Origin of the sequence: Pseudokineococcus basanitobsidens (assembly GCF_037482545.1) — a bacterium.
Classification (GTDB): Bacteria; Actinomycetota; Actinomycetes; order Actinomycetales; family Quadrisphaeraceae; genus Pseudokineococcus; species Pseudokineococcus basanitobsidens.
On the sequence record NZ_JBBIAA010000008.1, the window covers coordinates 22098 to 46471 of the forward strand.

19 protein-coding genes, 2 tRNA genes and 1 other RNA gene are annotated in these 24374 nt (G+C 77.1%); 12 read left to right on the forward strand and 10 right to left on the reverse strand.

Going from position 1 to position 24374, the window contains the following annotated elements; genetic code table 11:
• Positions 1-401: 401 nt before the first annotated feature.
• Positions 402-2225, reverse strand: a complete 1824-nt coding sequence (locus tag WDZ17_RS09010; protein WP_339574816.1) for a bifunctional metallophosphatase/5'-nucleotidase — start codon at positions 2223-2225, stop codon at positions 402-404.
• A 277-nt stretch (positions 2226-2502) separates the two neighbouring features.
• On the opposite strand from WDZ17_RS09010, the gene bagA reads away from it, so the two are divergent.
• Positions 2503-3579 (forward strand): ATPase BagA, encoded by a 1077-nt coding sequence (bagA, locus tag WDZ17_RS09015; RefSeq protein ID WP_339574817.1) that lies wholly within the window; start codon positions 2503-2505, stop codon positions 3577-3579.
• Positions 3576-4808 carry an ArsA family ATPase gene (bagB, locus tag WDZ17_RS09020; RefSeq protein ID WP_339574818.1) on the forward strand — a complete coding sequence of 411 codons (1233 nt, stop codon included), beginning with the start codon at positions 3576-3578 and terminating at the stop codon, positions 4806-4808. The genes bagA and bagB overlap by 4 nt, the downstream gene beginning before the upstream one ends.
• A gap of 19 nt (positions 4809-4827) precedes the next feature.
• On the opposite strand, the gene WDZ17_RS09025 is transcribed toward bagB, so the two are convergent.
• Positions 4828-5121: a WhiB family transcriptional regulator gene (locus tag WDZ17_RS09025; RefSeq protein WP_422631921.1), complete on the reverse strand. Its 294-nt coding sequence runs from the start codon at positions 5119-5121 to the stop codon at positions 4828-4830.
• Positions 5122-5655: 534 nt separating this feature from the next.
• On the opposite strand from WDZ17_RS09025, the gene WDZ17_RS09030 reads away from it, so the two are divergent.
• Positions 5656-7974, forward strand: a complete 2319-nt coding sequence (locus tag WDZ17_RS09030; RefSeq protein WP_339574820.1) for a transglycosylase domain-containing protein — start codon at positions 5656-5658, stop codon at positions 7972-7974.
• A 90-nt stretch (positions 7975-8064) separates the two neighbouring features.
• On the opposite strand, the gene WDZ17_RS09035 is transcribed toward WDZ17_RS09030, so the two are convergent.
• Positions 8065-8577, reverse strand: coding sequence for a GatB/YqeY domain-containing protein (locus tag WDZ17_RS09035; RefSeq protein ID WP_339574821.1), 513 nt, complete (start codon positions 8575-8577; stop codon positions 8065-8067).
• Between the two features lie 29 nt (positions 8578-8606).
• Between WDZ17_RS09035 and WDZ17_RS09040 the strand changes: the two genes are divergently transcribed.
• On the forward strand, positions 8607-9602 hold the full coding sequence (locus WDZ17_RS09040) for a metallophosphoesterase (protein WP_339574822.1): 996 nt from the start codon (positions 8607-8609) through the stop codon (positions 9600-9602).
• A gap of 123 nt (positions 9603-9725) precedes the next feature.
• Here WDZ17_RS09040 and WDZ17_RS09045 read toward each other — a convergent pair.
• The 3 genes from WDZ17_RS09045 to WDZ17_RS09055 form a co-directional block, all read right to left on the reverse strand.
• Positions 9726-9802 (reverse strand) — tRNA-Pro (locus tag WDZ17_RS09045).
• Between the two features lie 67 nt (positions 9803-9869).
• Positions 9870-10994 carry an aspartate-semialdehyde dehydrogenase gene (locus WDZ17_RS09050; protein WP_339574823.1) on the reverse strand — a complete coding sequence of 375 codons (1125 nt, stop codon included), beginning with the start codon at positions 10992-10994 and terminating at the stop codon, positions 9870-9872.
• Positions 10991-12256 (reverse strand): aspartate kinase, encoded by a 1266-nt coding sequence (locus WDZ17_RS09055; protein ID WP_339574824.1) that lies wholly within the window; start codon positions 12254-12256, stop codon positions 10991-10993. Before WDZ17_RS09055 ends, WDZ17_RS09050 begins: the two co-directional genes overlap by 4 nt.
• A gap of 109 nt (positions 12257-12365) precedes the next feature.
• On the opposite strand from WDZ17_RS09055, the gene WDZ17_RS09060 reads away from it, so the two are divergent.
• Positions 12366-13385 carry an ABC transporter ATP-binding protein gene (locus WDZ17_RS09060; RefSeq protein WP_339574825.1) on the forward strand — a complete coding sequence of 340 codons (1020 nt, stop codon included), beginning with the start codon at positions 12366-12368 and terminating at the stop codon, positions 13383-13385.
• Positions 13382-14512, forward strand: a complete 1131-nt coding sequence (locus WDZ17_RS09065) for an ABC transporter permease (protein ID WP_339574826.1) — start codon at positions 13382-13384, stop codon at positions 14510-14512. Before WDZ17_RS09060 ends, WDZ17_RS09065 begins: the two co-directional genes overlap by 4 nt.
• Before the next feature lie 46 nt (positions 14513-14558).
• Here WDZ17_RS09065 and recR read toward each other — a convergent pair whose 3' ends face one another.
• Both recR and WDZ17_RS09075 read right to left on the reverse strand, forming a co-directional pair.
• The gene (gene recR, locus WDZ17_RS09070) at positions 14559-15158 is read right to left on the reverse strand and encodes a recombination mediator RecR (protein WP_339574827.1); all 600 of its coding nucleotides are present in this window, start codon (positions 15156-15158) and stop codon (positions 14559-14561) included.
• Between the two features lie 53 nt (positions 15159-15211).
• On the reverse strand, positions 15212-18097 hold the full coding sequence (locus WDZ17_RS09075; protein WP_339574828.1) for a DNA polymerase III subunit gamma and tau: 2886 nt from the start codon (positions 18095-18097) through the stop codon (positions 15212-15214).
• A gap of 100 nt (positions 18098-18197) precedes the next feature.
• On the opposite strand from WDZ17_RS09075, the gene WDZ17_RS09080 reads away from it, so the two are divergent.
• Positions 18198-20093: an ABC transporter ATP-binding protein gene (locus WDZ17_RS09080; protein ID WP_422631916.1), complete on the forward strand. Its 1896-nt coding sequence runs from the start codon at positions 18198-18200 to the stop codon at positions 20091-20093.
• Positions 20094-20150: 57 nt separating this feature from the next.
• Here WDZ17_RS09080 and ffs read toward each other — a convergent pair.
• Positions 20151-20247: signal recognition particle sRNA small type (ffs, locus tag WDZ17_RS09085), an RNA gene on the reverse strand.
• Positions 20248-20367: 120 nt separating this feature from the next.
• Here ffs and WDZ17_RS09090 point away from each other — a divergent pair.
• From WDZ17_RS09090 to WDZ17_RS09105, 4 genes are all read left to right on the forward strand, one after another.
• Positions 20368-20450, forward strand: a tRNA-Ser gene (locus tag WDZ17_RS09090).
• Between the two features lie 151 nt (positions 20451-20601).
• Positions 20602-20829 (forward strand): hypothetical protein, encoded by a 228-nt coding sequence (locus WDZ17_RS09095; RefSeq protein WP_339574830.1) that lies wholly within the window; start codon positions 20602-20604, stop codon positions 20827-20829.
• 129 nt (positions 20830-20958) lie between these two features.
• Positions 20959-21627 carry a LytR C-terminal domain-containing protein gene (locus tag WDZ17_RS09100; protein WP_339574831.1) on the forward strand — a complete coding sequence of 223 codons (669 nt, stop codon included), beginning with the start codon at positions 20959-20961 and terminating at the stop codon, positions 21625-21627.
• A complete protein-coding gene (locus WDZ17_RS09105) occupies positions 21624-22037 on the forward strand; it encodes a hypothetical protein (RefSeq protein ID WP_339574832.1) in 414 nt (137 codons plus the stop codon). Before WDZ17_RS09100 ends, WDZ17_RS09105 begins: the two co-directional genes overlap by 4 nt.
• A gap of 89 nt (positions 22038-22126) precedes the next feature.
• On the opposite strand, the gene pdxR is transcribed toward WDZ17_RS09105, so the two are convergent.
• Positions 22127-23515 (reverse strand): MocR-like pyridoxine biosynthesis transcription factor PdxR, encoded by a 1389-nt coding sequence (pdxR, locus tag WDZ17_RS09110; RefSeq protein ID WP_339574833.1) that lies wholly within the window; start codon positions 23513-23515, stop codon positions 22127-22129.
• 91 nt (positions 23516-23606) lie between these two features.
• Between pdxR and WDZ17_RS09115 the strand changes: the two genes are divergently transcribed.
• The gene (locus WDZ17_RS09115; RefSeq protein ID WP_339574834.1) at positions 23607-24344 is read left to right on the forward strand and encodes a pyridoxamine 5'-phosphate oxidase family protein; all 738 of its coding nucleotides are present in this window, start codon (positions 23607-23609) and stop codon (positions 24342-24344) included.
• Positions 24345-24374: the final 30 nt, after the last annotated feature.

The following is a 24374-nucleotide window of genomic DNA, read 5'->3' on the forward strand; positions in this document are numbered from 1 at the left end:
GGGTGCCGGACGCGTCTGGTCGGGTCCGCGGGTGGGGACGGGCACGCTCTGGCACTGGCTCGGCGCTCTCGGGTCGGCTGCCGCTCGGGTCCGGGCGCCGGCCTGACGTGCCTGCCGCGTCCCCGTCCCCACCCGCTCGCCGGGTCGAGCCACGCCCAGCACCACGGCGACCCACGGCGACCCACGGCAGTCCACTGCCCCTGCTGCGCCTGGGCGGGTCCGGAGCCTCGCTGAGGTCACGACGAGCGGGCGGGGACGTGCGCGCGGAGAGCACGTCAGGCCGGCGCCCGGACCACCGCGTCACCCGGCCGCAGAGCGCCGAGCCAGTGCCGGAGCGCGTGCGTCCCCGTCCGCACCCGGCCACCGTCGGCACGGCGACAGCCGCAGAGGCACGCGGTGCGTCAGCCGAGCAGCGGCTCGCCGTCGGCGACGAGGCGCCAGTCGGTCTCGGCGAAGTCGGCGGGGTCGATGGACCCCGTCTCCTGGGCGCGGTCGATGAGGAGCTGGCGGATGTCCTGCTGGCGGTCGTAGACGAGCGGGGCGGTCGCGACGTGCGGGAAGCCGCCCCCGCCGCTGCGGCGGTAGTTGTTGACGGCGAGGACCACCTCGTCGTCGGGGCCCAGCACCCGGCCGTCGACGACGAGCTCCCCGACCCGCGAGCCGACCGGCTGCGCGAGGTCGACGTCGTAGGAGACGCCCGCCATCTGGTCGAGGTTGTAGTCCGGGGTCGTGCCCGCGCTCAGCGACGACGGGTCGGCCGGGTCCCCCGGCGGCACCTGCGCGTAGTACCTCGCGGAGTACTCGAGGTAGTCGTGCAGCTCGGCGCCGCTCATCCGGACGGCCTGGAGGGTGTTGTCGTAGATGTAGAGGCCGGCGACGTCGCGGATCGTCACCTCGCCGGCGGGGAAGACGGCGTCGGCGCGGAAGGGCGCGGCGACCGAGACGACGGGCAGGTCGGCGTCGGGCGTCCCGGCGAGGCCGGTGCGGACGGCGTCGCGCTGGACGTCGTGGACGAAGTCCATGATCGCGGTGTCGCGCCAGCGGGCGTCCTGGGCCGACAGCTCCGTCGCCGAGGTGGCGACGACGGTGTCGACGTAGTCCAGCGTCCGCTGGTGCCACGGCTGCATCAGTGCCGTGAAGGCCTCGTCCTCCGGGACGTCGCCCGCCCGGAGCTCCTCGACGTCGGCGCCCGTCACCCGGTAGGTGCCGCGGGTTCGCTCCAGGTGCAGGTCCGCGGCGGTGATCGACGCGCCGTAGCGGTAGGGCTGCGTGACGAGGACCTTCGTGCCGGGCGTCGCCTCGGAGGCGATCCACGCCTCGGGCAGGTCGCGATGGCTGTGGCCCGCGACGACGACGTCGACGCCCGGCACCTGGGCGGCGATCGCGTCGCTGACGTTCTCGGGCGGGAGCACGGAGTCGTCGTAGGAGGACGCGCCCGAGCGGCCCGAGTGCGACAGGACGACGACGACGTCGGCGCCCGCGGCGCGGACCTGCGGCACGTACCGCTTCGCGGCCTCGACCATGTCGCCGAAGGCCAGGCGCCCCTCGACGTTCTGCTTGTCCCACACCTGGGAGCCCGGGGTGGTCAGGCCGACGATGCCCACCTCGACGGGCACGCCGCCGCCGGTGGGGCGGACGCGCTGGATCGTCCACGGCTGCAGCGCCGGCTCCCCCGTGGCCACGTCGGTGACGTTGGCGCCGAGCAGCGGCATGTCGAGGTCGCTCTCGTACGCGTGCAGCAGGTCGAGGCCGTAGTTGAACTCGTGGTTGCCGACGACGCCGGCGTCGTAGCCGATGGCGTCGAGCGCCGTCGCCATCGGGTGCTCCTCCCCGGTCTCGGTGACCGGGCCGGCCGTGGCCGTGCCGCGCGCGGCGGCGTAGGTCAGCGGCGTCCCCTGGATCGTGTCGCCGTTGTCGACGACGAGCACCGAGCGCTCGCCGCGGTCCGCGCGGACGGCGTCGACGGCGGAGGCCACGTGCGAGAGGCCCTGCTCGCTACCGGCGGGGTACGGCCGGGACCGGAAGTAGTCCCAGTCGAGGACGTTGCCGTGCACGTCCGTCGTGGAGACGAGCGTGAAGGTCGCGCCGCGGGCCTCCCGGGCGCCGGGGACGTCGCCGGAGGCGGCCGGCGCCGCCGCGAGGACGAGCACCCCCGCCCCCGCTGCGGCGACGGCGCGGGCGGCCCCGCTCGTCCGTCGGCGTGCTCGTCGTCGTCCTGCGGCCACGGGTCCTCCTCGGGTGCCGCTCATGACGGCTCGGCGGGGTCGTGCGCGACGGTGGTGCCGGCGCGCGTCGCCGGCACCACCCGTCGGTCGGTCGGAGCACCGACCGTCGCAGGGGGTCACCGGCGGCGACGACGGTAGCCGTTCCGTCCCCTCTGCCGGGTGCGCCCGAGGTGTCCGGCCGACGTCGGCGCGGTGCCCGGACGCCGTCGGGCGCCCCGCGCCCGGCTGCCTCCCGGCTGTCCTGCACCCGCGGGGAGCCGTGCGTAGGTTGACCGCCATGCCGCCGGATGCCGACGCCCGAGCGCCCCGCGGGGGCATCGCCCCGGCCGGCGCGGGCGAGGACGACGACCGGCTCCTGTTCCCCGGCACGCGGCTGCACGTCGTCACGGGCAAGGGCGGGACGGGCAAGACGACGACGGCGGCCGCGCTGGCGGTCGCGCTCTCGCGGGGCGGGCGCCGCGTGCTGCTCTGCGAGGTCGAGGACCGGCAGGGGATCGCCCGGCTCTTCGGCGTCCCGCCGCTGCCCTACGAGGAGCGCTCGGTCGCCGCCACCGCCGACGGCGGCGAGGTTCTGGCCCTGGCGATCGAGCCGCGGGCGGCCCTGCTGGAGTACCTCGCGACCTTCTACAAGCTGGGTCGTGCCGGCCGCGCGCTGGACCGCGTGGGCGCCGTCGACTTCGCCACGACCGTGGCGCCCGGGGTCCGCGACGTGCTGCTCACGGGCAAGGTCTACGAGGCCGTGCGCCGCCGCGGCCGCGGCCGGGGGACCGAGCGCGAGCACACCTACGACGCCGTCGTGCTCGACGCCCCGCCGACCGGACGCATCGGCCGCTTCCTCAACGTCAACTCCGAGGTCTCCGGGATCGCACGCATGGGACCGATCGCCGGCCAGGCCGACTCGGTGATGCGCGTGCTGCGCTCCCCGCACACCCGCGTGCACCTCGTCACGCTGCTCGAGGAGATGCCCGTGCAGGAGACGCTGGACGGGGCCCGGGAGCTCGCGGCCGCCGGGCTGCCCGTCGGCGCCGTCGTCGTCGACCAGATCCGCGGCGACACCATGCCGCTGGACCTGCTCGACGGGGCGCTCTCGGGCGCCGTGCCCGCCTCCGCCGTCCGCGACGGGCTGGTCGAGGCGCGCCTCGTGCGCGGCAGCGCCCCCGGCACGGCCCTCGTCGACGGCCTCCTGGCCGAGGCCCGTGAGCACGACGAGCGCCTGGCCCTGCAGGACGCCCAGCACGCGGTGCTCGAGGCCGCGGGGCGCCCGCTCGTCGAGCTCCCCCAGCTGCCGGGCGGGGTCGACCACCGCGGCCTGGAGGTCCTGGCCGACCGGCTCACCGAGCAGGGGCTCGCGTGAGCCCCTCGGCCGCGGCGGCGACCGACGCCGCCCACCTCGACGTCGACGCCCTCCTCGACGACCGCGGCACGTCGGTGCTCGTCTGCTGCGGCAGCGGCGGCGTCGGCAAGACGACGACGGCGGCGGCGCTGGCGGTCCGCGCGGCCGAGCGGGGGCGGCGCGTCGTCGTGCTGACGATCGACCCGGCGCGGCGGCTGGCGCAGTCGCTCGGGCTCACGGAGCTGGACAACACCCCTCGTCCGGTCGAGGACGTGGGCACGGGGGCCGGCGGCCGGCTCGACGCGATGATGCTGGACATGAAGCGGACCTTCGACGAGGTCGTCGAGGCCCACGCGAGCCCGGAGCGGGCCCGCGCGATCTTCGAGAACCCGTTCTACGAGGCCATGTCCTCGTCCTTCTCGGGCACGAGCGAGTACATGGCGATGGAGAAGCTGGGCCAGCTGCGCTCGCGGGCCAGCGTGCCCGGCGGCGACGGCAGCGAGCCGTGGGACCTCGTCGTCGTCGACACCCCCCCGAGCCGCTCGGCGCTGGACTTCCTGGACGCCCCGCGACGGCTGTCGTCCTTCCTCGACGGGCGCTTCATCCGGCTGCTGCTGGCGCCCGCCCGGGCCGGGGGCCGCGCCTACGTGAAGGTGCTCTCGGGCGCCGTGAGCAGCATGACGGGTGCGATGTCACGCGTCCTCGGGGCGCAGTTCCTCGACGACCTCCAGGCGTTCGTCAGCGGGCTCGACGCCGTCTTCGGGGGCTTCCGCGACCGCGCCGAGACGACGTACGCGCTGCTGGCCAGCCCGGGCACCGCCTTCCTCGTCGTCGCGACGCCGGACGAGGACGCGCTGCGGGAGGCCGCCTACTTCGTCGAGCGGCTCGGGTCCGAGGGCATGCCGCTCGCCGGCCTCGTCCTCAACCGGGTCCAGACCACGGAGCTGCCGCGGCTGTCGGCGGAGCGCTCCTGGGCCGCCGTCGTCCACCTCGAGGACCTGGAGGAGGACGACGACGAGGACGGCACGGCCCCGGAGGCGCTCTCGCGCGGCGACCACGCGCTGACGGCCGGCCTCCTGCGCCTGCACGCCGCGCGGATGCGACGGCTGGAGCGCGAGCAGGAGCTGGCGGCGGGCTTCACCGCCGACCACCCGGGCATCGCGGTCGTCCAGGTGCCCGCCCGCTCCCGCGACGTCCACGACCTCGCCGGCCTGCGCGAGGTCGCGGAGCACCTCGGCGCGACCGGCTGAGGTGCTCCGGCCCGCCGGGTCAGGCGCGGCGGGCCGCCCGGGGGGCCGGCAGCGAGGCGCGCTCGAAGTCCTCGCGGGCCGTCATGAGCAGGCTGGTCCAGGACCCGACCTCGGGACGACGTCGCAGCAGGGCCCGGCGCTCGCGCTCGGTCATGCCGCCCCAGACGCCGTGCTCGGTCCGGCTGTCGAGGGCGTCGGCCAGGCACTCGACGCGGACGGGGCACAGGCGGCACACCTGCTTGGCGGAGTTCTGCTCGGCCCCGCGGACGAAGAGCGCGTCGGGGTCGACCCCGCGGCAGGCCGCGGCGTCCATCCAGCTGCGGTCGACGCCGAGCCGGGCCGCCGCGGGGCGGCCCTCGGTCGCGGCGGTGGTCACCGTGGTGGCGCTGGTGCTCAGGTCGGTCATCGTGCTTCCCCCGATGTCGCTCGTGGTGCCCTGTCGCGGTGTGCCCGGTCGCGGTGTGCCTCGTCGCGCTGTGCCTCGTCGCGCTGTGTCCTGTCGTGGTGTGCCCGGTCGGTGCCGTGCGGTGCCTCGCGGCGCCCCGTGCTGGACGCCCCGGTGTGCGCCGGTCGACGACCTCGACGACCGGCCGCCGGGTGACGACCCCGCCTGCGCGGTCCGGCTGCTGCGACCGTAGGGGCGACCGGCGACCACGCACAGGGCGCGTCCGGGCCACCTCCAGGGTCATCCGTCACCCCCTCGGCGTAGTTCCCCCCTGGTCCGGACGGACTAGTCACCGCACGGACGCTGGTCGACGTGCGGTGGGGCGGGCGGCGGGCGCGCGAGGCCGTGCGCCCGGGCGGCGGGTCCTCGGCCCCGGAGGAGCGGCCACGTACCCTGGCTGGTATGGCAGGAGACTCGAGCAGCCCGTCGGGGGCCACGGGCCCCCGGGACACCCGCCCCACCGACGACCACCCCACCGAGGACCGCCCCGTCGGCCGGCGCCGCGGCAGCATCGCCTTCGCCGCCGCCCGGCGCCCGGCCGGGTCCGCGGGGTCCGTCGGCGCCGGGCTGGCGACCCTCGTCGGGGGCGGCGTCGTCGCCGGCCTGCTGGTGGCGGGCCTGGCCGTCCCGGTCGTCGCGACCGCCGGCGCGGGCGCCGACGCCGCGGTCGAGACCTTCGAGGACCTCCCGACCCAGCTGGACCCCTCGGCGCTGCCGATCCGCTCCACGATCCGGTACGCCGACGGCACCCCGATGACGGGCTTCTACTCCGAGAACCGCGTCCTCGTGCCGCTGGACGCCGTCGCCCCCGTCATGCGGGACGCCGTCATCGCCATCGAGGACTCCCGCTTCTACGAGCACGGCGGCGCCGACCCCCGCGGCATCACCCGGGCGTTCTTCAACAACCTGGCGGGCAGGGCCACCCAGGGGGCCTCCACGCTGACGCAGCAGTGGATCAAGAACGTCCTGCTCCAGCAGGCGCGGGAGGCGGACGACCAGGAGGCCATCGACGCCCTCACGTCGCCCAACGAGGCGCGCAAGGTCCGGGAGATCCGCCTCGCCATCGCGGCCGAGGAGGACTACTCGAAGGACGAGATCCTCGGCAACTACCTCAACATCGCGCTCTTCGGCGCCAACACCTACGGGGTCGAGGCGGCGTCGGAGTACTACTTCAGCAAGCCCGCCTCCGAGCTCGAGCTCGTGGACGCGGCCCTCCTGGCGGGCATGATCCAGAACCCCTCGCTCTACGAGCCGACGCAGAACCCGGAGGGCGCGCAGGAGCGCCGCGACGTCGTGCTCGCCCGGATGCTCGAGCTCGGGAAGATCGACCAGGCGCAGCACGACGCGGCCGAGGCCGTGCCCGTCGGGGACCAGCTCCGCATCAACCCGCCGGACAACGGCTGCAGCCCGGCCGGCGCCTCGGCGTACTTCTGCGACTACGCGGTCCACACCATCCTGCAGGACCCCGCCTTCGGCGAGGACCGCGACGCCCGGGTCCGCGCCCTGTACCGCGGCGGGATCGACGTGACGACGACCCTGCAACCACCTCGGCAGAAGGAGGCCTGGGACGCCGTCCGGGACACGGTCCCGGTCGACGACCGCTCCCAGGTCGGCGCGACGATCGTCTCGGTCGAGCCGGGGACGGGGAAGGTGCGGGCGATGGCGCAGAACCGCATCTACACGACCGCCCCGACCGACGAGCGCGGGTACACGAACATCAACTACAACGTCGACCAGTCGCTCGGTGGCGGACGCGGCTTCCAACCCGGCTCGAACTGGAAGCCGTTCACGCTGGCCACATGGCTCAAGGAGGGCAAGACGCTGCGGGAGACGGTCGCGGCCGCGCCGGTCGAGAAGACCTTCCCGGCCTCGGACTTCCGGGCCTGCGGCAACCGCCTCGTCGACAGCTGGGACGTGCGCAACAGCGAAGGCAGCGGCACGGGACGCATGTCGGTGCTCCAGGCCACCTACGACTCCGTCAACACCGCGTACGCCTCGATGGCCACCGAGCTCGACCTCTGCGACATCCGCGCGACCGCGGAGAGCCTGGGGGCGCACCCCGCGTCTCCGGAGTCCGTTCCCGCGTACCAGGACGGGCGCCTCGGGGTGAACCCCGCCAACGTCCTCGGCTCCGACCCCGTCGCGCCGTTGACCATGGCCGCCGCCTTCGCGACGTACGCGAGCGGCGGGACGTACTGCCCGCCGCGCCCGCTCGAGAACGCCGTCGACCGCGACGGCCAGCCGATCCAGCCGACGGTCGGTTCGTGCACCCAGCCGCTCGGCAACGACGACTACACGAGCGAGGAGATCGCGAACACGGTGACGTACGCCCTCGAGAACGTCTTCACCCGAGGGACGGCCGAGCGGGTGGGAACCCCTGACGGGCGCCCGGCGGCGGGGAAGACCGGGACGACGAACAAGATGGTGCAGACGTGGTTCTCCGGGTACACCCCGCAGCTCGCCACCACGGCGTGGGTCGGGCACCCGGACGAGTCCGGGACGTCGCTCAGCGACGAGACGATCGACGGCGTCAAGCGAGACGTGTACGGGTCGACGTACGCCGCACCGATGTGGCGTGACTACATGGAGGAGGCCCTCGACGGCCTGCCCGAGGAGGACTTCGGCCCGCCGGACTGGAGCCTCGTCGGCCAGTCGACGTCCACCAGCGGCTCGGACGACGACGAGGACAGCTCGGACTCCTCGTCCCAGGGCCAGGACTGAGCGCCCGTCCGACGCCCCGAGGGCGCCGCACCCGACCGGGTGCGGCGCCCTCGGCGTACCGCGGCTCGGCTCGTCCCCGCTCCGGTGCCCCTACGAGCCGGCGGACAGCTGCCGGCGCACCTCCGCGGCGACGCGCCCGCCCTCGGCGAGCTGGCCCACGCGGGGCCGGACGGCCCCCATGACCTGGCCCATGGCGCCCATGCCGGTCCGTCCGGCGGCCGCCGCGGACGCGACCTCCTCGGCGACGAGCGCCGAGAGCGCGGCGTCGTCGAGCTGGGCGGGCAGGTAGGCGGCGATCACCTGCTCCTCGGCGGCCTCGCGATCGGCCCGCTCGGGGCGTCCCGCGTCGGCGAAGGCGGCCGAGGACTCACGGCGCTTCTTCGCCTCCGAGCGCAGCACCCCGAGCACCTCGTCGTCGGCGAGCTCGCGGGCGCTCGTCCCGGCGACCTCGGCGGTGCGCACCGCCGTGAGCAGCGAGCGCAGCGTCGTGGTCCGCAGCTCGTCGCGGGCACGCATGGCGCTCGTGAGGTCGGACCGCAGGCGACCGGCGAGGCCGCCGTCCCGGGCGGCGCTGGAGGAGGTGTCGGGGGTCGGAGCGCTCATGGCGGCGATCCTCCCAGCAGACTGCACCGGTGCCCACGCGACTCCGCCCGCCCCCGACGACCCGGTCGTCCTCCGCGCTCCGCACCACCGGCCTGACCGCCGCCGCCGTCGCCGGCACGGGCGCCGCCGCCCTCGCCTGGGGCGCCGGCTACGAGGTGCGCTCCCCCCGTCTGCGGCGCGTCGAGGTGCCGGTGCTCCCGCCGGGGCAGCGACCGCTGCGCGTGCTGCACCTGTCGGACCTGCACCTGACCCCCGACCAGCGGCGCACCCAGCGCTGGGTCGAGGGCCTGGCCGACCTCCGGCCCGACCTCGTCGTCGACACCGGCGACAACCTGGCGAGCCCGCACGCCGTCCCCTCGGTGCTCCGGACCCTCGACCGCCTCCTGGACCTCCCGGGGGCCTTCGTGCTCGGCAGCAACGACCGCTACGGGCCGAAGCCCGTCAACCCGCTGAAGTACTTCACGGGCCCCTCGCGGCTGGCACCGACGCGGGAGCCCCTGCCGGTGGACCGCCTCGTCGAGGGGTTCGTCGAGCGCGGGTGGGCCGACCTCGACAACGCCCGGACGGTCCTGGAGGTCGACGGCCGGCGCGTCGAGCTCGTGGGCACCGACGACGCCCACATCGGGCGGGACCGCTACGACGACGTCCGCCGGGAGCGGGCGGCCGACGTCGACCTGTCCCTCGGCGTGCTGCACGCCCCCTACCGCCGCGTGCTCGACCCCATGGCCGACGACGGCCTCGACCTGCTGCTCGCCGGGCACACCCACGGCGGGCAGGTCTGCGTCCCGCTCGTCGGCGCGCTCGTCACGAACTGCGACGTCCCGCGGCGGTGCGCGAAGGGCCTGCACCGCTGGCGCTCGGGGCTGGGGCCCGTCGAGCCGTCGCTGATCGGCTCCGCCGGACCGACGCGGGGCGAGACGTGGCTGCACGTGTCGGCCGGGCTGGGCACGTCGCCGTACGCGCGGGTCCGCGTCGCCTGCCCGCCCGAGGCCACCCTGCTGCGCCTGGTCCCGCGCAGCGCCTGACGGCCTCGAGCACCGGTCTCTGGGCTTCGTCCTGCGGCCGTCCGACAACCCCGTCCGGCGACCCCGTCCCGGGCCCGCAGACGACGACGGCCGGTCCCCGTGGAGGAGACCGGCCGTCGGACGTGGTCGGGGTGACAGGATTTGAACCTGCGACCTCCTCGTCCCGAACGAGGCGCGCTACCAAGCTGCGCCACACCCCGGTGGAGCCCGGCAAGCCTAGCGGAGCCGCGGGAGTGCCTCGCACGGACGGCCGGCGCCCGACCCCGGTCAGGCGTCGGTCAGCTCGGCGGCCACGAGCTCGGCGATCTGCGCGGTGTTGAGCGCAGCCCCCTTGCGCAGGTTGTCGCCGCAGACGAAGAGCTCGATCGTGTCGGGGAAGTCCTTGGACTGGCGCAGGCGGCCGACGAACGTCGGGTCGGCGCCGACGACGTCGGCGGGCGTCGGGAAGTCGCCCTGCTCGGGGTCGTCGAGGACGACCACGCTCGGCGCCTCCACGAGCGCCTGACGCGCCTCGGCGACCGTGATGGACCGCTGGAAGGTCGCGTGCACGGCGAGGGAGTGGGTCGTGACGACGGGCACCCGCACGCACGTCGCCGAGACCTTGAGGTCGGGGATGCCGAGGATCTTGCGCGACTCGTCGCGGACCTTGAGCTCCTCGCTGGACCACCCGCCGTCGCGCAGCGAGCCGGCCCAGGGGACGACGTTGAGCGCCAGCGGGGCCGGGAAGGGCGACGGCGCGGAGCCGAGCTTGTCCTCCAGCGCGCCGCGCACGTCCCCGGACCGCTGCCCGAGCGAGCGGTCGCCGCCGACGACGGCGAGCTCGTCGTACAGCCGGTCGACGCCGGGCTGCCCCGCGCCCGAGGCGGCCTGGTAGGACGCGACGACGAGCGCGGTCAGGCCCCAGCCGTGGTGCAGGGCACCGAGCGCGTCCATCATCGTCAGCGTCGTGCAGTTGGGGTTGCTGATGATCCCGCGCGGGCGGTTGCGCGCCTGGGCAGGGTTCACCTCGGGCACGACGAGCGGCACGTCGGGGTCCATCCGGAACGCCCCGGAGTTGTCGACGACGACGGCACCCCGCGCGGCCGCGACGGGCGCCCACTGCGCGGAGACCTCGTCGGGGACGTCGAACATGGCGACGTCGACGCCGTCGAAGACCTCGGCCGCCAGCTCCTGGACCACGACCTCCTCGCCGCGCACCCGCAGCCGGGTGCCCGCCGAGCGCGCGGAGGCGACGAGGCGGATCTCGCCCCACACGTCCTCGCGCTGGGACAGGATCCCGAGCATCACGGTGCCGACGGCGCCCGTCGCGCCGACGACGGCGAGGGTGGGGCGCCCCTCCCGGCCGGTCCGCCGGCCGTCCTGCCCCGCCCCGTGCGTGGTGGGCTCGCTCATCGTCCGGTCCCTCCGTACACGACGGCCTCGCCGTCGGCGCTGTCCAGGTCGAAGGCCGTGTGCAGCGTGCGGACGGCCAGGTCGAGGTCGTCGGCCCGCGTCACGACCGAGATGCGGATCTCGGACGTCGAGATCATCTCCATGTTGACGCCCGCGCTGCTCATCGCGCGGAAGAACTGCGCGGACACCCCCGGGTTGCTGCGCATGCCGGCGCCGACGAGGGAGAGCTTGCCGATCTGGTCGTCGTACTGGAGCTGGGCGAAGCCCACGTGCTCCTGGATGGCCGTGAGTCGCTCGACGGCACGCGCGCCGTCCGCCTTGGGCAGCGTGAAGGAGACGTCCGTGCGCCCCGTCGTCGCCGCGACGTTCTGCACGATCATGTCGATGTTGACGCCCTCGGCGGCGACGGCCTCGAAGATCTCCGCGGCCTTGCCGGGGCTGTCCGGCACGCCCACGACGGTGATCTTCGCCTCGCTGCGGTCGTGCGCGACGCCCGAGATGATCGCCTGCTCCACGGGGAGGTCCTCCATCGATCCGGTGACGGTGGTGCCGGGCTTGGTCGAGAAGCTCGACCTCACGTGGATGGGCACGCCGGAGCGGCGTCCGTACTCCACGCAGCGGAGCATGAGCACCTTGGCGCCGCAGGCGGCGAGCTCGAGCATCTCCTCGTAGGTGACGGTGTCGAGCTTGCGCGCCGTCGGCACGATGCGGGGGTCCGCGGTGAAGACGCCGTCCACGTCGGTGTAGATCTCGCAGACGTCGGCGTCGAGCGCCGCGGCGAGGGCGACGGCGGTCGTGTCCGAGCCGCCGCGGCCGAGCGTGGTGATGTCCTTCGACGTCTGGCTGACGCCCTGGAAGCCGGCGACGATCGCGACGTGCCCGTCGTCGAGGGCGTCGCGGATGCGGCCGGGGGTCACGTCGATGATCCGCGCCCGCCCGTGGACGGCGTCGGTGATGACGCCCGCCTGGGAGCCGGTGAAGGACCGGGCCTCGAGGCCGACGCTGGCGATGGCCATGGCCAGCAGCGCCATCGAGATCCGCTCCCCCGAGGTGAGCAGCATGTCGAGCTCGCGCGCCGGGGGCAGCGGCGAGACCTGGCGGGCGAGGTCGAGCAGCTCGTCGGTGGAGTCACCCATCGCCGACACGACGACGCAGACGTCGTCGCCGCGGCGGCGGGTCTCGGCGATGCGGCGGGCCACGCGCTTGACGCCCTCGGCGTCCGCGACGGAGCTGCCGCCGTACTTCTGCACCACGAGCGCCACGGGGCCGGAGTCTAGGGGGACGGCGCCCGGCGCCCCCCGTCCGCGCGCCGGCGGCGCGCCCACGGGGCAGGAGCCGCACCGCTATGCCCGGCTCCCCTACCGTCGCGTCATGACGTCGGGGGACGAGGACGAGCGGGCCGCGCGCGAGAACGGTGCCGGACGCGCGGCCGCGGTCACCGGGAGGACGCACGGCAGCGGCCTCGTCGTGCGCGGCGTCCGCCGCTCGTTCCGCGGTGTCGTCGCCGTCGAGGAGGCGGACCTGGAGGTGCCGGCCGGCTCGGTGACCGCGCTCGTGGGTCCGAACGGCGCGGGGAAGACGACCCTGCTCCTCGTGCTGGCCGGTCTGCTCGCCCCGGACCGCGGCACCGTCCTGCTCGACGGCGTCGACCTGGCGGCCGACCCGGTGGCCGCCCGCGCCCGGACGGGGTGGATGCCGGACGCCCTGGGCTCCTGGGAGTCCCTCACCGGGCGCGAGCTGCTGCGGGCGATGGCCGACGCCCACGGCGTCCCCCGCGCGCAGGCACGCCGGCGCGTCGACGAGCTGCTCGCGCTGGTCCACCTCGAGGACCTCGCCGACGCCCGCGCGCAGGTGCTCTCCCGCGGCCAGAAGCAGCGGCTGGGGCTGGCCCGGGCGCTCGTGCACTCCCCCGCCGTCCTCCTGCTCGACGAGCCCGCGTCGGGTCTGGACCCGCGCTCGCGGGTCGAGCTGCGCGACACGCTGCGGCGTCTGGCGGGCGAGGGCGTCGCCGTCCTCGTCTCCTCGCACGTCCTCTCCGAGCTCGACGAGCTCGCCGACCGGGCCGTCCTCGTCGCGGGCGGGCGCACCGTCGACGTCGTCGAGGACGTCGGCGCCGGGGGGCGCGGCGCCGACGACGGGACGGCACGCCCGACGCGGCCCTGGCGGCTGCGCGCCCTGGACGCCGACCTGCTGCGGCGCGCCCTCGCCGACCGTGGTCTGCCCGTGCGCGAGGGGCCGGGCGGGCTCGACGTCGTGCTCGGCGGCGAGCTCGCCGCCGCCCGCCTGCTCGCGGAGCTCGTCGCCGACGGCGTCCCGGTCGTCGCGTTCGCCCCCGCCACGGGCCTGCTGGAGCAGGCGTACCTGGAGCTCGACGAGAGGAGCCGGCGATGACCGCCCCCGGCGGCACGAGCGGCACGGACCTCGACGCGCCGACCGCCGGCCGCCCCCGCCGGCGGCCGGACCTGCGCGTGTCGGCGCGAGGCGTGCGGACGGTGGCACTCCTCGAGCTCCGCCAGCGGCTGCGGGCCACGCGCTGGTTCGTCGTGCTCGCCGTCTGGGTCGCCGTCCTCGTCGGCGTGAGCCTGCTCGTGCGGGCGGCGGCCGCCGCCACCGGGGACCTCGACGAGCTCGGCTCCCTGCTCTTCTCGGCGGTCGCCTTCCTCGTGCTCGGCATGGGCCTGCTCGTCGTGCCGGCCCTCACCGCCACGAGCGTCAACGGGGACCGGGCCGACGGCGTCCTCGCCCCGCTGCAGGTGACCCTGCTGAGCCCGCTCGACGTCGTCCTCGGCAAGCTCGTGACGGCGTGGCTCAGCGCCCTGGTCCTGCTGGCGGCGGCCGCGCCGGTGCTGTTGTGGGCCGTGCTCGCCGGCGGGGAGAGCCTGCTGCGCGGTCTCGTCGTCCTCGTGGTCCTCGTCGTCGTGCTGGCGGCCGTCTGCGCGCTCGGCCTCGGGTGGTCGGCCCTCGTCGCCCGGCCGGTCGCCTCGGCGGTGCTGACCTACGTCACCGTGGCCGCCCTCACCGTGATGGCACCCGTCCTCTTCGGGCTCACGACGGTGCTCGCCGAGGAGCAGGCGCAGGTGCAGGTCCGCCAGCCCGTCTCGTACTCGGAGTCCGGCGAGCCCCAGGGCTGCGAGGAGCAGACGTACGACCAGCCCGTCTACCGCACCGACCGCACGTGGTGGCTGCTCGCGGCGAGCCCCGTCGTCGTCCTCGCGGACGCCACGCCGCGGCCCGCCGACACGACCACCGAGGCCGGCGTCGAACGCGTCGACCCGCTCGCCGCGATCCGCACCGGCGTCCGGACAGCTCGCCGGGGGCCCGAGCTCGAGCAGGACTACTGCGCGGCCGCGACGGCGGAGGAGCTCCTCGCCGACCAGCAGGAGGCGGACGCCGCCGGTGCCGTCTGGCCGTGGGGGCTCGGCGGGCTGGTCCTCCTCGGGGCGGGCGCCGCGGCGCTGGCCGCCCGGCGGCTGCAGGTGCCCTACGGCGAGCTGCCGCGCGGGACCCGGGTGGCCTGACGGACGGACGGGCGCCGCCCCGGGCGACGGGCCCGCGCGGGCCGGGTCAGACGTCGAGCAGGCGACGCCCCTCGAACGCCCGGCCGAGGGTGACCTCGTCGGCGTACTCGAGGTCGCCGCCCACGGGGAGCCCGGAGGCGAGGCGGGTGATGCGCAGGCCCATCGGCTTGCACAGGCGGGCCAGGTACGTCGCCGTCGCCTCGCCCTCGAGGTTGGGGTCGGTCGCGAGGATCAGCTCGGTGACCTCCCCTGACGCCAGGCGGGTCATGAGCTCACGGACGCGCAGGTCGTCGGGCCCGACGCCCTCGATCGGGCTGATGGCGCCGCCGAGCACGTGGTAGCGGCCGCGGAACTCCCGCGTGCGCTCGATGGCGACGACGTCCTTGGGCTCCTCGACGACGCAGACGACGGTGCCGTCGCGCCGGTCGTCGAGGCAGATCCGGCAGCGCTCCCCCTCGGCGACGTTGCCGCACACCTCGCAGAACCGGACGCGGCGCTTGACCTCGGTGAGGGCCGTCGCCAGCCGCTGCACGTCCTCGGCGTCCGAGGCGAGCAGGTGGAAGGCGATGCGCTGGGCGCTCTTGGGACCGACGCCGGGCAGCCGCCCGAGCTCCTCGACCAGGTCCTGGACCGCTCCCTCGTACACCCCGCGAGCCTACGCGCGCGGCCGGCTGCGCCCCGACGCGCGACCGGGGGCGCTCACCCCCCGTCGATGACGCGCCCGCCGAGCACCTGCTCGACGAGGCGTGCCCCGACGAGGCCTTCGTCCTCGGCGTCGGCGTCGTCCCGGCTCGGCTGGTCGTCGGGGTCCGGCGCGGCGCCGGCTGCCGGAGCACCGCCCGCGGACGGGACGTCCGTGGGGGCGGGCGCCGCGCCGGGACGCCGGCGCGAGGCCGCCGCCGCGGCGCGCGCGGCGGCGGCGCCCGTCAGCGCCGCCGACGACGCCCCGGGGACGGCGCTCGCCGGCTCACCGGTCGGCGACGTCACGCCCGGGACCGGGGGCGGCACCTCCGCGACCCCGGGCACCCGCACGGGCTCGGGCCAGTCCTCGTCGTCCCGGCCGTCGCGGCGGTCCTCGTCCCCGACCGCCCCGCGCTGCGGCGCCTCTCCGGGCTCGCGCGCCCCACCGGGCTGCGGCCCCGCGTCGGGCTCCCGCGACGAGGCCTGCGGGACCGGCGCGGGGGGACCGCCCTCCTCCTCGGCGGGGGCGGTCCGCGGCGCCGGACGGCGCGCGGGGGCGTCGTCCGGCTCCGGGGGCGCGTCCTCGTCGGGCGGCTCGGCCGGTGGCAGGTCGTCCCAGTCCGACGGGGGTGCGGGCGCCCGGGACGCCGGGCCCGGGTCCTCCGCCGGCGCGCGGCCGGGCTGCCCCGCGCCGCGCCGACCCCGCACGGGCGGTCCGCCGTCGCCTCCCGCCCTGCTCGCCGCGCCCCGGGGACCTCCCTCGTCCCGACCGGTCCCCGCGCCGCGCGAGCGCGTGGTCTCCGGCGTCCCCGTCGCACCGTCGTCGCCGCGGGAGTCCTCGCTGCGGGCGGCCGCCTCCCGTCCGGCGGGGGCGTCCGGTCGCGCGCCCGAGGCGCCGCGCAGGTGCTCCGCGGCACCCGCGGCCGTGCGGCCGCCGCCGGGGGTGGCCGGTTCCGGCCAGTCGTCGTCGGTGGTCGAGGACGGGCGAGACGGCGGGGCGGCCGGCGGGTCGTCCCCTAGGGGGCCGCGTGTGGGACCTCGCGTGGGGCCTCGCGCGGGCCCGCCGTCACGGGCGCCCCCAGGGTCCCCGCCGTCGGCGCCCCCCGCGACGACGGCCACCACCGGCAGGTCCAGCCCGAGCACGTCGACGAGCGCCCGGCGCACGACGTCCGCGCTGGGGCCGCGGGAGAAGGTCTCGGCCAGCCCCGCGGACGAGAACGCGAGGCGGACTGCGCCACCGCTCACCTCGTGCACGCGCGCGTGCTGGCTCAGGAGCGACCACGTGGCCCGCCGGAGGGTCCCCACCCGCTCGAGGACGTCGGGCCACATCCGGCGCACGGTGTCGACGTCGCCGCCGGCGCCGCCCTCCGGCGCGACCGGCGCGTCGCGGCGAGCCGCCGGGGCTCCGGCGTCCCCGTCCGACGACCGCTGCCGGTCGACGCCGCCGACGGGGTCGGTGCCGGCACCGGCGCCCGTCCCGGCGCCACCGCCGTCCCGGCGGGCGGTCGGGACCGCTGCGGCCGCCGCCGGCTCCTGCGACCCGCGCGACGGCGACGCCCCCGTCGCGTCGGCGCGCCCTGGTCCCGGCGCCTGGTCGCGCGCCGACGCGTCGGCGGGCGGCGCGTCGGCGGGCGGCGCGTCGGCGGGCGGCGCGGCGGCCTCGCCGCGCACGGGCGGTGCCGGCTCGGCCCGCCCTCCCGCCGGGCCCGTGACCGGCACGCCGAGACGCCGTTCGAGCCGGTCGAGGCGGGCGCCGAGGCCGCGGTCGCCGACGTCGGCGACCGGCAGCAGCAGCCGGGCGCAGAGCAGCTCCAGGTGCAGGCGCGGCGACGTCGCCCCGACCATCTCGGTGAGCGCGGCGTTCGTGACGTCCGCGGCCCGGCTCAGCTCGGCCGCCCCGAGCGCGTCGGCCTGGCCGCGCATCCGCTGCAGCTGGTCCTCCGGGACGGTGCGCAGCACCGACCGCGCGCCCTCCCCCACGGCCCGCACGACGACGAGGTCCCGCAGGCGCTCGAGCAGGTCCTCGACGAAGCGGCGCGGGTCGTGGCCGGACCCGATGACGCGGTCCACGACGCGGAAGACCGCACCGCCGTCCCCCGCGGCCAGCGCGTCGACGACGTCGTCCAGCAGGCTCGCGTGGGTGTAGCCGAGCAGCGAGATCGCGCGCTCGTAGTCCACGCCGCTCTCGTCCGCCCCGGCGACGAGCTGGTCGAGCACCGACAGCGAGTCGCGCACCGAGCCACCGCCCGCGCGCACGACGAGCGGCAGCACGCCCTTGCCGACGTCCACGCCCTCCGCCGCGCACAGCTCCTCGAGGTAGCGCTGCAGCGGCTCGGGCGGGACGAGGTGGAACGGGTAGTGGTGGGTGCGCGAGCGGATGGTGCCGAGCACCTTGTCCGGCTCGGTCGTCGCGAAGACGAACATCACGTGCTCGGGCGGCTCCTCGACGAGCTTGAGCAGCGCGTTGAAGCCCTGGGGGCTGACCATGTGCGCCTCATCGACGACGAAGACCTTGTAGCGGTCGCGCGCCGGCGCGAAGGTCGCCCGCTCGCGCAGCTCGCGGGCGTCGTCGACGCCGCCGTGGCTGGCCGCGTCGATCTCGACGACGTCGAGGCTCCCCGGACCGCCACGGGCGAGCTCCACGCAGCTGGGGCACACGCCGCACGGGGTGTCCGTCGGGCCGGTGGCCTGCCCGTCGGGCCCGGCGCAGTTGAGGCAGCGGGCGAGGATGCGCGCCGACGTCGTCTTCCCGCAGCCGCGCGGCCCCGAGAAGAGGTAGGCGTGGTTGACGCGCCCGGTCCGCAGCGCCTGGCGCAGCGGGGCGGTCACGTGCTCCTGCCCGATGACGTCCTCGAAGGTCTCCGGCCGGTAGCGGCGGTAGAGCGCGAGCGTCGGTCCGGCCACGTCTCCGACACTAACCGCGCCCGCCGACAGCGGGTCCTCCTCGTCCACCTCCTCCGGGCCTGCGGGGCCACGGCACGGGCAGCGCCCGCGGCGGCGCACCATGAGGCGTGTGAGCGACGAGCGCGGCGGCCCCCCCGGACCGGCCGGCGGCCGACGAGCCGACGGCGCAGGACCCGACGGCGCAGGACCCGACGGCTCAGGACCCGACGGCTCAGGTGCCAGGCTCGGGCTGCGGGCGCTCGGGCCGTACCTGCGCGAGCACCGGACCGCCCTCGTCGTCGTGGCGCTCGTCTCGCTCGTCGGCGCGGCGGCCTCGCTGGCCCAGCCGCTCCTCGTGGGGGCGATCATCGCCGCCGTCTCGGCCGGGGCGTCCGTCGCGGCGCCGGCGTCGGTCGCCGTCGTGGTGCTCGTCGCGGGCGCCCTCCTCGGCGGGGCCCAGCGGTACCTGCTGCAGCGCACGGCGGAGGGCGTGGTGCTCAGCACCCGTCGCCGCCTCGTCGACCGTCTGCTGCGCCTGCCCGTCGCGGAGTACGACCGGCGACGCACGGGCGACCTCATGTCCCGCGTGGGCGCCGACACGACGCTGCTGCGGGCGGTCGTCACGTCCGGCCTCGTCGAGGTCGCGAGCAGCGCGCTCGTCGTCGTCGGCGCGGTCGTGGCGATGGCGCTCGTCGACGTCGTGCTGCTGGCCGTGACGCTGGCCGGCGTGCTCACCGGGGTCGCCGCGGGCGTGCTCGTGGCCCGACGGGTGCGGGCGCTGTCGCTGGCCGCGCAGACGCGCGTCGGGGAGATGAGCGCGGCCGTCGAGCGTTCGCTGTCCGCCGTCCGGACCATCCGGGCGAGCGGCGCCACCGACCGGGAGGCCGCGGCCGTCGTCGCGAGCGCCGTCGCGGCACGGGACGCCGGCGTGCGCGCCGCGAAGGTCGGCGCGGTCGTCTCCCCCGTCATGGTCGTGGCCGTCCAGGGCGCCCTCGTCGCCGTGCTGGCCGTCGGCGGCGCGCGCGTGGCGAGCGGGGCGCTCACCGTCGCCGACCTCGTGCAGTTCGTGCTCTACCTCTTCCTGCTCGTGCTGCCGCTCGCCTCCACGCTGCAGGCCTACACGCTGCTGCAGCAGGGCCTCGGGGCGCTCACCCGGATCGAGGAGGTCGTCCGCCTGCCGCTCGAGGACGACGACGGCCCGGCGACCCCGGCGCCCGCCCCGTCGGTGCCCGCCGCCCGCACCGCCCCCCGGGAGGAGGTCGCGGCGCGGCGGCCCGCGGACGCGCCCCTCCTGGAGCTCGAGGGCGTGTCCTTCTCCTACCCCGACGGCACGCCCGTGCTCCACGAGGTGGACCTCGTCGTCCCGCGCGGCAGCCGGACGGCGCTCGTCGGCCCGTCCGGGGCCGGGAAGTCCACGCTGCTCGCGCTGGTCGAGCGGTTCCACGACGTCTCCGCCGGGGCGCTGCGCCTGGGCGGCGTCGACGTGCGCGGGCTGCCGCGCGCCGCCGTCCGCTCGCGCCTGGGCTACGTGGAGCAGGACGCGCCCGTCCTCGCGGGCACCCTCGCCGACAACCTGCGCCTGGCCGCCCCCGCGGCGACCGGGGACGACCTGCGCCGGGTGCTGGCCGCCGTGAACCTCACCGCGCTCGTCGACCGCTCGCCCGAGGGCCTCGACGCCCAGGTGGGCGAGGACGGCGTCCGGCTCTCCGGCGGTGAGCGGCAGCGCCTCGCCATCGCCCGCTCGCTCCTGGCGCGTCCCGAGCTGCTCCTGCTCGACGAGCCGACGGCGAGCCTGGACGCCCGCAACGAGGAGTCGCTGCGCGCGGCGCTGGCCGCGGCCGCCCGCGAGAGCACGCTGCTCGTCGTCGCGCACCGGCTCTCGACGGTGGTCGACTCCGACCAGATCGTGGTGCTGGAGGCGGGGCGCGTGGTCGGGACGGGCACCCACGAGGAGCTGCTCGACGCGTCCCCGCTCTACCGGGGGCTGGCTGCGGCGCAGCTGCTCGTCGCCCGCTGACGCCTGGGGCCTTCCCGGCGTCCGGCCGGGGACCGCCGGTCTCCCGGGGTGGGACGAGGTGAGGACCCCCCGCGCACCCGCCAGAGCCCGCCTGCCCTTGCTGCCTTCCGGCCCTGGGGGAGTTCAGCAGGGTGACGCCGCGCGAGGGGCCACCTCCACTGTAGGGGACGGCCGGGTGGGCGCGGCCCCGCCGTCGCGGCGCGCGGGGCGGGCGGCCGAGAGGGCCGTCGAGGGGCGGCACGGGGCGGCACCCGTCTCCGCTACCCTCGTCCGCGGAGGATTCGCCTAGTGGCCTATGGCGCACGCTTGGAAAGCGTGTTGGGGAGACCCTCGGGGGTTCGAATCCCCCATCCTCCGCCGCCGGCCGACGCGCTCGGCCCCGCAGGCCCCGTCCGACCCGGGCGGGGCCTGCGGCGTCCCGGGGTGCCGCCCGGGTGCCGGGGGCCCGCCGGGGGCCGCACCGCCGCGCCTGCGCACCGTTGTCGGACCCTCGTGGCACCGTCGGGACATGGCCACCACCACCGCGCGTCGAGCCGCGCTCGCCACGCCGCCCGCCCGCCTCGCGCCGACGTCCGTGCTGGACGACATCGACTGCTCCGTCTGCGGGCGCGCCGTCCCGCACGAGCTGGTCGAGTGCGTCGACGGCCACGGCGAGGACTGCCCCGACCGGGTCTGCACCGACTGCGGCAGCGTCCTCGTCGTCGGGTCGGCACCGGCGCTGCGCCGGACCGCCTGACGCGCCGGACCCGGTCGTCCCGCCGGTCGGGCCGTCCGGCGCCCTAGGCTGGCCGGATGATCTTCCGGGCCGCGGACGAGGAGCCGCCCCGCGACGACGTGACCCCCGACGCGCCCCGGGAGACCTGACATGGCCGACGGCTACCTGCCCCGGGACCCGGCCCGCCCGCCGGACGCGGACGCCGAGGCGGCGGCCCTGGCTGCCGCCGAGCGGCGGCGACGGCACAAGCGCGCGCGGCAGAGCCTCGTCTTCGTGGCCCTGTTCCTCGTCGTCCTCGGCATCGGGATCGGCGCCGCCGGCGTGAACCAGGGGTGGTGGGCCGGGCCGTTCGCGGTCGACGAGGAGCCCTCGGCCGGCCCCTCCGCCGCGGCCTGCCCCACCCCCACCACCGTGCCGGTCGACGCCGCCGGCGTCGACGTCTCGGTCCTGAACTCCACCGACCAGCAGGGCCTCGCGGGCGGCGTCGCCGACGAGCTGAGGGCCCGGGACGTCGCGGTCGGCGCCGTCGCCAACGCCCCGGAGGGGACCACGGTGGACGGGAGCGCGCAGATCCGCTTCGGCCCCGAGGGACGGCGCTCGGCGCTGGGCCTGGCGAGCATCACGCCCGGCGCCGAGCTCGTGCAGGACGACCAGCGCGCCGGCGCAGCCGTCGACCTCGTCCTCGGCGCGTCCTTCTCGGGGCTCGCGCCGGCGGACACGCCGCTCACGGCGACCGTCGAGCCCGACCCCGCGTCGCTGCCGGCGGGGTGCGCCTCGGCCGCCCCGACGACGGGCGCCCCGACGACGCCGGCGCCGTGACCCCTCCCCCCGAGGACGCCGGCACCACACCCCCGCCCGGCGGGGGCGACGACCCCCGGACCGGTGGCGGTGACGCGGCGTCGCCGACGACCGGACGCGCTCGCGACCTCGTCCGCGGACGGCGCCGGGCACCGCGACGGCCGGACCCGGGCGGCCGTCGCCACCACATGGGCGACGTGCCCGACCGCATGCCCGTGCTGCGCCCCGACGGCTCGCAGGGGACCACGCGCACCTCCGTGGTCCAGCTGACGGCGGCCACCCCGTACCGGCTGCACGCGCTCGAGGCCGAGCTCGACGCCGAGATGCGCGACCTCGCCGGGCAGGGCCGCTACGAGGAGGCCGCCTGGGCCCGCGACGAGCTGGCCGCCGTACGGGGCGAGCTGGAGCGACGCGGCGGCGGGCAGCCGTAGCCGGCCGTCGCACTGTCCGTCGTGGCCGCAGCTCGTGGCGGGGTCGCGGCACCGACCGGGGCCGACGTCGTCCCCGCGGTGACGGGCTCTCACCCGGCCGGGGACGAGCGCGCTCGTCCGTCGAGCACCGCGGTGAGCAGCGGCAGCGCGGCCACCAGCTCCTCCCGTCGCGGGGCCGCCCAGCCGACGACGACGCCGGCCCGCGGCGACACCAGGCAGCTCTCGGCCAGCCCGGAGAGGGCGATGCCGGCCCTGCGGGCCGACGACACGACGTCCTCCTCCTCGGAGCGGGAGGGCAGGGGCACCACGAGGTGTGCGCCGGCGGCGTCGCCGACCGGCTCCCGACCCGCCGCCACCACGGCCGCACGCACCAGCTCTCGGCGGCCGGACAGCTCTCGCCGCAGCCGCCGCAGGTGGCGCGCGAGGTCCCCGCTCGCCGCCATCGACGCGAGCACGCGCTGCCCCGCGCGCGGCGGCCTCGTGCCGGTCGTCGTGCGGACCTCGAGCAGCGCGTCCCGGAGCGGGGCCGGGGCCACGAGCCACCCCGCACCGAGGGTCGGGCTCACGGTCTTGGACGTCGTCCCGAGGTGCACGACCACGTCCGGGGCGAGGGACGCGAGCAGCGGCAGCGGGGCGACGTCGTAGCGGAGCTCGCCGTCGTAGTCGTCCTCGAGGACGACGAAGCCCTCGGCGCGGGCCCGCTCCACCAGGAGCGCACGGCGCACCACCGGCATCCGTCCGCCCGTCGGGAACTGGTGCGCGGGCGTGCAGCACACCGCCGCGACGCCCGCGGGGACGGCCCCGACCACGAGACCGTCGTCGTCGACGGGCACGGGGACCGGGACGAGCCCCGCGGCACGCAGCGCCGCGACGGCGCGCCGGTACCCCGGGTCCTCGACGGCGACGCGGGCGCCGGCCGGCAGGAGGGCCGCGACCTCGGCGACGGCCGCCGACGTCCCGGTCGTCGCCAGCACGTCGTCCGCGCCGACGACGAGGCCGCGGTGGCGCAGCAGGTCCCCGGCGACGGCCGCGCGGAAGGCGAGGTCACCGCGCGCGTCCGGCCGGGCGTCGGGCGGCCGGTCACCGGCGGCTCGCCAGGCGCGGCGCCACGCCGCCCGGTCGAGGACCTCCGCGCAGGGCGCACCGGCGCGCAGGTCCACGAGCGGGACCACGCCGCCGGTCGGCGCCCGTGGCACCCGGACCTCCTGCGGCGGGACCCGCACGGGCGCCGGGTGCCGCACGACGAAGGTCCCCACCCCACGACGCCCCTGCACCCAGCCCTCGGCCAGGAGCTGGTCGTACGCCGCCGCCGTCACGGTGCGGCTGACGCCGAGCGCCCGGGCCAGCTCCCGTGTGGAGGGCAGGCGCTCACCGGCCGCGAGCGTCCCGGCCACGGCGGCGTCCCGCAGGCCGGTGGCCACCTGGACGGGCAGCGGCGCGGCGGCGGTGCGGTCGACGGCGATCGGCGGGACCTCCACGCGCACTCCCCCGTGGCGAGTCGGGTGGCCTGCTCGGAGGCGGCCGTCCTGGCCCTCGCAGGATGCCACTGCGCCCGTCGAGGCTGGCGGCATGACCGAGCGCCCGCCTGCCCACGCCCCCTCGACCCCGCCCGCCCCCGGCGCGGACGCCCCGCTGCAGCCGACCGAGCGCTCGACCGTCCGGCGGGGCGCCCGGCGCGCCCGGACGGAGCGCGCCGACCTGCACGCCGTCCTGGACGCCGGTCTGGTGAGCCACCTCGGCGTGGTCGTCGACGGCGCCCCGCGCGTCCTGCCCACCGGCTACGGCCGGGTCGGCGACGTGCTGTACCTGCACGGCTCCACCGGCGCGCGCTCGCTGCGGGAGGCCGACGGCACGCAGGTGTGCCTCACCGTCACGCTCGTCGACGGCGTCGTCCACGCCCGCTCGGCCTTCCACCACTCGATGAACTACCGGTCCGCCGTCGTCCACGGCGCCGCGCGCGCCGTCACGGACCCGCAGGAGAAGGAGGCGGGGCTGCGCGCGCTCACGGAGCACCTGGCCCCCGGGTCGTGGGACGCGACCCGGCGCCCCGACCGCCGGGAGCTCGCCGCGACGGCGGTCCTGGCGCTCGACCTCGCCGAGGCGGCCGTCAAGGTGCGCACCGGCGGGCCGGTCGACGACCCCGACGACATCGCCGCGGCCGGGGACCGCGTGTGGGCGGGCGTCCTCCCCCTCGTCACCGGGTGGGGGACGCCGGTGCCGAGCGGCGACCTGCCCGTCGGCGTCCCGGTCCCGGCGCACGTGCTGCGCCGCGCGACGGGCGGGAGCACGGAGGCGACGAGGTCGTGACGCACCAGGGGCGGCCGTCCTGCTGGACGG